Here is a 7,408-nt window from a genome sequence, read left to right on the forward strand (position 1 = left end):
ATCGACCCGATCGACGGCACGGTCAACTTCTTGTACGACCTGCCGGTGGTTGCGGTGAGCATCGCCGCCCGAGTGAACGACGTCCTGGTCGCCGGCGCGGTCAGCGACGTGCTGCGCGCTGAGACGTTCTCGGCTTCCACCGGCAACGGCGCGCGTTGCGACGGGCGAACGATCGTCACGAACTCGGTCGATGACCTCTCCCAGGCTCTCGTCGCGACCGGCTACTCCTACGATGCCGCCACTCGCGCCGCGCAGGCAGCAGTCGTCAGCCGTGTCCTGCCGGCTGCACGGGACATCCGCAGCATGGGCTCGGCTGCGCTGCAACTCTGCTGGGTGGCGTGCGGACGGGTCGACGCGTACTACGAGCGCGACCTCAAACCCTGGGACATCGCAGCGGGCACGGTGATCGCCCGTGAGGCCGGTGCCACGGTCGAGCAGCCCTGCGCAGGGAATGCCGACCTCACTGCGGCCGGCGCGCCGGCGATCTTCCACGCCCTGCGCTCACTGCTCTGAACCGCCGCCGGCGAGCAGCATCTCCGCGAGCGCCGTCGTGGGAGCGCCGGACAGGTCGGCGCGACTCCGCCAGATCGACACCAGGTCGTCGATCTCGGGCCCGAGGGGTTCGGCGAGTCGGCTGAGGGCGAGGACCGCCTCCCACGCCAACGCCACGTCAGCGTCGAGGTCGAGTTCTCCAAACATGCACTCGAGATACGTCGTGTGGAATTCGTCGAGCACATCGGTGCGGACGCCGCACAGGTGGGGTGGAGACGTTCCGGTCGACCGGAGTGGACGCACGATGATCGACGACCGGACCACGTCGGCGATCGGCGGCCCGGCGCACGCGTCGAACCAGTCGATCACCACGGGACCGGCCTCCGCCAACAGGATGTTGCCCGGGTGGAGGTCGCCGTGGCAGACCGCCGAGCCACTCGGCAGCCGGTCGAGTAACTCCCCCGCCACGACGCGGTCGCCGGCCTCGACGCGGCACGCCGTCGCGACCTTGCGTACGACCCGATCGCCGAGTGCCATCAGCTCGGGAGGCGCTGGGCACGCCAGGATCTCCTGTTGCATCGATGCCATCTCCCGCGCCAGCTGCGGCGCCTCTCCGGGCGCCGCCACGAGCCGTTCGAGCATGGAGGGCCCGTCGACCCGCTCGAACACGATCGCGGCACGACCGTCGACCTCCATGACATCGAGGACCCGGGGTGCAGGAAGCCCGGCAGCGTGCACCGCGACTGCATGCCTCGCTTCCATGTGGACCCAGTGGTCGGGCACCTCGGGGCGCGGCACTTTGACCACGGCGTCGACACCGATTGCGTAGACGTCGGACGTGTTCCCACGCGAGAGCACACGGTCAAATCTCGTCTCGATTCCCCCTCCTCTCCCAAGTCTGGCAGGGATCAGAGACCCGCACAATCGACCACTCGCTCACCCATCCGGCCGCGACCCGCGACCGCTCGGCCACCAGGTCGCCGACGACGAGGTCAGGCGCAGATCCCGCCACCGAGGACGCGGCGGTCGGAGTCGTCGTAGAACACGACACTCTGGCCCGGGGCGACTCTGCGCTGCGGTTCGCTCCACTCGACATGAGCGTCGTCGTCGACGAAGGTGAGATGCCCGGTCCGGGTGGCGCCGTGAGCGCTGCACTGCACCCGCACGTCGCCCTCGACGGGACCGGCCACCCAGCTGAGAGAGTGGACATCGAGCGCGGTCCGCAGCAGATCGGCGTCGTCACCGACGGTCACGACCTGATTCGACACGTCCACGTCCACCACGTAGCGCTTCGGCCCACCGCCTGGCAGGCCGAGGCCCTTGCGCTGGCCGACGGTCACCATCTCGACCGATTCGACCTCGCCGACGCGAGTGCCCACCATGTCGACCACGCTCCCGCGACGGAACGGGATGCGATCGCCCAGGAACGTCTCTCGCCCATCGGACTTGGTGATGAAGCAGACGTCCTGGCTGTCGGGCTTGTCCGCCGTCCGCAGGTCGATGTCGGCAGCGCGCGCACGCACCTCCGACTTGTCCATCCCGCCCACCGGGAACAATGTGCGCGCCAGCTGTGCCTGATCGAGCATGTGGACGACGTAGCTCTGGTCCTTCTTGTCGTCGTGCCCACGTTCGAGGGTGAGCGTGCCATCCGGGAGACGGCCGATGGCGGCGTGATGCCCGGTGGCAACCGCATCGAAGCCGAGCAGGTCGGCGCGCTCCGCGAGCCGCGCGAACTTGACCGAACGGTTGCACTCGATGCACGGGTTCGGTGTGATGCCGTCGACGTGAGCCTGCACGTACGGATTCACGACGTGTTCGTCGAAATCGTCACCGAAGTTGAACACGAGGTGGTCGATGTCGAGCTGTTGAGCGACGCGGCGGGCATCGTCCACGTCGGACACCGAGCAGCATCCGGTGTCGGAATCGCCACCCCACAGCTTCATGGTGACCCCCACGACCTCGTGACCCTGCTCCTTGAGCAGGAGCGCGGCGACGGAGGAGTCGACCCCGCCGCTCATCGCACACATCACCTTCACGGCATCAAGGCTACGGCGATCGCCCGTGGGCCCGCTACGAGGCGGCAGGCGTGCGGTCGCGCAGCCGGGTCACCGCGCCGATGATCGCCGCGAGCCCCTCGTCGACGTCCGCGTCGGTCGTCGTGTGACCGAGGCTGAGCCGCAGCGCACCGAGGGCGACCTCGCGATCGACGCCCATCGCCGCGAGGACGTGCGACGGCTCCATCGCGCCACTTGCGCACGCCGACGCCGCCGACGCGCACACGCCGGCTTCGTCGAGCAGGTACAGCAGCGCCTCCGACTCGACGCCGCCGATGCACACGTGCGCGGATCCGGCGACCTTCGTGACCGTCGGATCGTCGCGCGGGATCGTCTCGATCACGTCGTCGAGGCCGTTCACGAGACCGTCGACGAGTCGATCGCGCAGGACGGTGAGGCGCGCGTTCTCGGCGACCCGCTCGACATCGGTGAGTTGCAGCGCGGTCGCTGCGGCGACGATGCCGGCCACGTTGTGGGTTCCGCTGCGCCGCTCGCGCTCCTGTCCCCCACCGATGATCAGCGGATCGATCTGCGGGCCGCCACGCTCGATCAGCACCCCGACCCCCTTCGGTCCGCCGAACTTGTGGGCACTCAACGCGAGCAGATCGACATGGGGTGAGATCGCACGCAGGTCGAGCCAACTCGGTGCCTGCACCGCGTCGGTGTGGACGAGCGCGCCCGGAGCATGGCGCCGGACGACCGCTGCCACGTCGGCGACGTCGGTCACGGTGCCGACCTCGTTGTTGACCGCCATCACGCTCACGATCGCGACCGCTCGACCCGCATCGCGAAGACCGTCGAGTGCGGAGGCCAATGCGTCGAGATCGATCCGTGCGTTCCGATCGACCGGCACGACCACACCACCGAGCGACTCGACCACGTGCAGGACCGCGTGGTGTTCGGCGGCCGAGCACACCGCGACGCCGCCGGTGCGAGCGACGGCACCGGAGAGGGCCGTGTTGTCGCTCTCGGTCCCGCAGCCGGTGAACACGACCTCGTTCGGGCGCACACCGACGACCTCCGCGACGACGTCGCGCGATTCGTCGATCGCACGACGCGCCTGGCGGGCGAAGCGGTGCGAGCCCGACGGGTTCGCGTACACCTGGTCGAGGTACGGCATCATCGCCTCGACCGCTTCCGGTCGCATCGGCGTCGACGCGGCGCTGTCGAGGTAGACGATGCGATCGCTCATCCGTCCAGGCTAGGCACCGGCCCGGCTCCCGGCGGTCCGGGCATCCCGGGCGTCGTCCAGTGCGCCGGCGGGGACGCCGCGGAGCGACCGGGGCCGTTCCGGCGCTGATACCGAGCCATCGCACAGATCAGGAACGCCTCGGGGTGAACGGTCGGCGGCCGCACGTGGCCGACGGAGCGGGCGAGTCGATCTGCGAGGTCGAGCGCGATCGCCCACCGGATCGGCGACGCGAGCGCCTGTCCCCGCGTGAGGAACGATCGGATGACCGTGTACTGCTCGACGGTGATCGCCGTCGGATCGATCGACTCGGCGTAGCGCTCGTAGCCGAACGGCGCCGTGAACCAGAGGGCGGGGGTGGCGGTGAAGCGTTCGGGGTCGCGGATCACGATCGTCCCCGCGATCAGGTCCCCCACGCGCTGGTGTCGCGGAGTGGTCAGCACGAACAGCGCGCCGGTGATCCCACCCGGCGGCAACAATTTGTCGACCACCCCGCCCATCGAGCGCAGCGTGGACTCACGCAGCCGGATCGGGGCACCGTCGATGGTGACCGCTCGGATCGAGAGCGCCATCTTCCCCGGCGTTCGTCCTCGGAGCAGGGTCTCGAAGGCGATCGGGTATCCGAACAGGACGACGAAGAAGACGAAGGCCAGCGCCGTGCGCGCGGTCGATTGGTCGCCGACGAACGCCACCTCGAGCACCACCCCGGCGAAGATGATCACGGCGAGCTGAACGGTGATGTCGATCAGACCTGCCAGGATGCGCGACGCGAACCCCGCAGTGTCGATGTCGAGCACCACCGCTTCGGGAGTGATGATCCCCGTATCGTCGGCGGGTGGCACCGACCCGGTGGCCGAGTCCGACTGCACCGGTGCGACGATCATGCACCAACTACCGTAGGCGGCGGATGGACATCGACGCATTCGTCGCGACGCACCAGTACTCCTGGGCCCGGCTCGGCGATCTGACCCATCGGGCGCGGAAGCTGTCGTCGATGAGTCCCGACGAACTCGACGAACTCGTCGGGCTGTACCAGCGCACCGGAAGCCAGCTCGCCCACGCGCGCATCGAGTACGGGGCCGACGAATCGGTGGTGGGACGACTCACGTACCTCGTCGGCGAGGCCCACGGCGTGCTGTACGGCCGACGCGAGACGAATCCCGGCCGAGCCGTCGTCCGCTTCGTGTCCCTCACGTTTCCCGCCGCGGTGTGGCGGATCCGCTGGTTCGTCCTGATCTCCGCACTCCTGACACTCGTGCCGTGGCTCGTGTTCCAGGTGTGGATCGGGATCTCCCCCGATGCGTTCGACGTGACCGGGGATCCGGCCGTGACCCAGGCATACATCGACAACGATTTCGAGGCGTACTACTCGAGCCAATCGGCGCAGAACTTCGCCAGTCAGGTGTTCCTCAACAACGTCCGTGTGGCGATCCTGGCGTTCGCCTCCGGCATCCTGATGTGCGTCTTCACGGCGTTCGTCCTCGTCTACAACGGGGCCAACGTCGGGATCGCCGGCGGGCTGTTCACCCACGTCGGAGAGTGGGAGCGGTTCTGGGGGTTGATCCTTCCGCACGGACTGCTCGAGATCTCGGCCGTGATCGTCGCGGGCGCCGCCGGTCTGCGGATCGGCTGGACGGTGATCGCCCCCGGCGACCAGACCCGCTGGACCGCGCTCACCGCACAGGGCCGCGACCTCGGCAACGTGGTGGTGGGCCTCGTGATCGCGTTCGCCGTCGCCGGGCTGATCGAAGGGTTCGTCACCGGCCGACCGTGGCCGACGTCGATCCGGGTGGGCATCGGCGTGATCGCCTTCCTGGCCTTCTGGGGCTGGACGCTCGTGTACGGCCGCCGCGCCGACCAGATCCTCAGCAGGTCGTCGAACGCTGACGGCGGTCTGATGGCCAGTACCGCTTGAACCACACGAGCACCGAGTACGGCTATGAGTCGGGCTGAAGCGAGGCTCGGAACGCGGTCGGTGTCGTTCCGGTTTCTCGACGGAAGTACTTCACGAAGTTCGTCGCCTCGTCGAAGCCCAGCTGCCGGCTGATCGCGGCGACGGTGTCGTCGGTGAGCGCGAGGCGTCGTTTCGCTTCGAGCACGATGTGGGCGACGATGACGTCTTTGGCCGAGACATCTGCGATCGCACGACACGCTCGGTTGAGTGACTTCGCCGAACAGCCGAGGCTCCGTGCGTACGGGGTCACGAGGTGCCAGTGTCGGTGTTGGTCGTCGACGGCGGCGCGGTACTCGCGATATCGGGTCAGCAGCGTGGGATCGGCAAGTCGGCTCGTGGTCGTGCCACTCACACCGAGCGCGAGTCGACCGACGAGCACCGCCGTCTGGAGGGCGAGGAGTTGCACGAGCCGCTGGCGATCGACGAGCAATCTCGCGTCCGCTTCCATGCGATCGAACAGTTCGGTGACCGCACCACCGAGTTCTCGGTCGAGTCTCACGTGAGCCGGCAGTTCTCCCGTGTCGTCGGCGACGAGGTGCCCGCTGACAATGAGCATCCAACCGGTCCAGTCGCTCGGAGGTCCGAAGCGGTGGACTTGCCCAGGGGAGATCATCAGGCAGGAATGCTCCGCCAGCGCGTGCGTCTCGAAGTCGACAACGTGGCTGTACGACCCGGAGCGGACGTAGATGAAGCACTGGAAGTCGATTCGCTCGAAGCCACGGCGCGGATTCGATGCCACCCGGGCTCGTAGCTCGGGTGCGTCGACGAGCTCGATGTCGAGCCGGTACGTGTCGTCGGGAGGACGGTACCGGACCGGGACGACATCGACCATGTCCCATTCTTACCATTTCCCTTCTCCTTCTCACCTTGTCTGCGTCGGCCGTGGCGTTCATGCTTGGCCCATGAACCGAACGGGCGAGGGGCAGATGGACATCCGAGGTCTGGGCTACATCGGAATCACGGCGCCAGACGTCGACGACTGGCGCCCGTACGGCGAGATGTTGGGCGCCATGGTGTCCAACGACGACAACGGGCTCCGGATGCGATTCGACGAACGGCCGTACCGCGTGCTCATCGGCCACGGCCAAGGAGGTTTGGCGTTCGCGGGATGGGAACTGCCCGATTCTGCAGCCCTCGAATTCGCAGCCACCCAGCTGTCTGCGGCGGGACTCATCATCGAACGTGGAACGGTCGACGACTGTGAGCATCGACAGGTCCGCGGGCTGATCCGAACGACCGATCCCGGAGGCTTCACACTCGAGCTGTTCCACGGCCCGATCCTGGATCACGAACTCTTCGTGTCGCCGGCCGGCGTCAGCGGGTTCACCACCGGCGCCCACGGCATGGGGCACATCGTGCTCGGCACACCCGCACTCGAGGAGTCCATCGACTTCTACACCGACGTGCTCGGCTTCCGGGTCAGCGACTACTGGCGGCCCGGAGACGACGACATCGTCTTCCTCCGCTGCAATCGACGCCACCACAGCCTCGCCCTCGTCCCAGCCTCGGAACCGGCGCTCTACCACTTCATGGTCGAGGCCCGAACACTCGACGACGTCGGCCGGACCCTCGACCGTCATCTCGATGCAGGCACACCGATCTCGATGACGCTCGGGAAGCACACCAACGATCACATGGTGTCCTTCTACAGTCGCTCTCCTTCGGGATTCGACGTCGAGTTCGGGTGCGGGGGTCTCCTCGTCGACGACGCGACATGGA

Annotated in this window: 8 protein-coding genes; 3 read left to right on the top strand and 5 right to left on the bottom strand. The window is 67.8% G+C overall.

Annotation, left to right across the window (positions count from 1 at the left end; all coding sequences use genetic code 11):
* Positions 1 to 513 (top strand): inositol monophosphatase family protein (locus ON45_RS13550; protein WP_040494529.1); only part of this gene is annotated, 513 nt, incomplete at its 5' end.
* On the opposite strand, the gene ON45_RS21560 is transcribed toward ON45_RS13550, so the two are convergent.
* The 4 genes from ON45_RS21560 to ON45_RS22740 all read right to left on the bottom strand — a co-directional run bounded on the left by ON45_RS21560 (position 502) and on the right by ON45_RS22740 (position 4,619).
* Positions 502 to 1,350, bottom strand: a complete 849-nt coding sequence (locus ON45_RS21560) for an aminoglycoside phosphotransferase family protein (RefSeq protein WP_051063047.1) — start codon at positions 1,348 to 1,350, stop codon at positions 502 to 504. The genes ON45_RS13550 and ON45_RS21560 overlap by 12 nt on opposite strands.
* Positions 1,351 to 1,484: 134 nt before the next feature.
* Positions 1,485 to 2,576, bottom strand: coding sequence for a tRNA 2-thiouridine(34) synthase MnmA (mnmA, locus tag ON45_RS13560; protein WP_277619177.1), 1,092 nt, complete (start codon positions 2,574 to 2,576; stop codon positions 1,485 to 1,487).
* Positions 2,563 to 3,738, bottom strand: a complete 1,176-nt coding sequence (locus tag ON45_RS13565; RefSeq protein WP_040494530.1) for a cysteine desulfurase family protein — start codon at positions 3,736 to 3,738, stop codon at positions 2,563 to 2,565. The genes mnmA and ON45_RS13565 overlap by 14 nt, the downstream gene beginning before the upstream one ends.
* The gene (locus ON45_RS22740) at positions 3,735 to 4,619 is read right to left on the bottom strand and encodes an RDD family protein (RefSeq protein WP_051063048.1); all 885 of its coding nucleotides are present in this window, start codon (positions 4,617 to 4,619) and stop codon (positions 3,735 to 3,737) included. Before ON45_RS22740 ends, ON45_RS13565 begins: the two co-directional genes overlap by 4 nt.
* A 23-nt stretch (positions 4,620 to 4,642) precedes the next feature.
* On the opposite strand from ON45_RS22740, the gene ON45_RS13575 reads away from it, so the two are divergent.
* Positions 4,643 to 5,650 carry a stage II sporulation protein M gene (locus tag ON45_RS13575; RefSeq protein WP_051063049.1) on the top strand — a complete coding sequence of 336 codons (1,008 nt, stop codon included), beginning with the start codon at positions 4,643 to 4,645 and terminating at the stop codon, positions 5,648 to 5,650.
* 22 nt (positions 5,651 to 5,672) lie between these two features.
* Here the strand turns inward: ON45_RS13575 and ON45_RS13580 are convergent, their stop codons facing one another.
* The gene (locus ON45_RS13580) at positions 5,673 to 6,521 is read right to left on the bottom strand and encodes an AraC family transcriptional regulator (protein WP_040494531.1); all 849 of its coding nucleotides are present in this window, start codon (positions 6,519 to 6,521) and stop codon (positions 5,673 to 5,675) included.
* A 70-nt stretch (positions 6,522 to 6,591) separates the two neighbouring features.
* Between ON45_RS13580 and ON45_RS13585 the strand changes: the two genes are divergently transcribed.
* Positions 6,592 to 7,408, top strand: an 817-nt coding sequence (locus tag ON45_RS13585) for a VOC family protein (protein ID WP_158412409.1), incomplete at its 3' end; no start/stop codon positions are given.

The sequence above is a fragment of the Ilumatobacter nonamiensis YM16-303 genome (genome assembly GCF_000350145.1).
Taxonomy (GTDB): Bacteria; Actinomycetota; Acidimicrobiia; order Acidimicrobiales; family Ilumatobacteraceae; genus Ilumatobacter_A; species Ilumatobacter_A nonamiensis.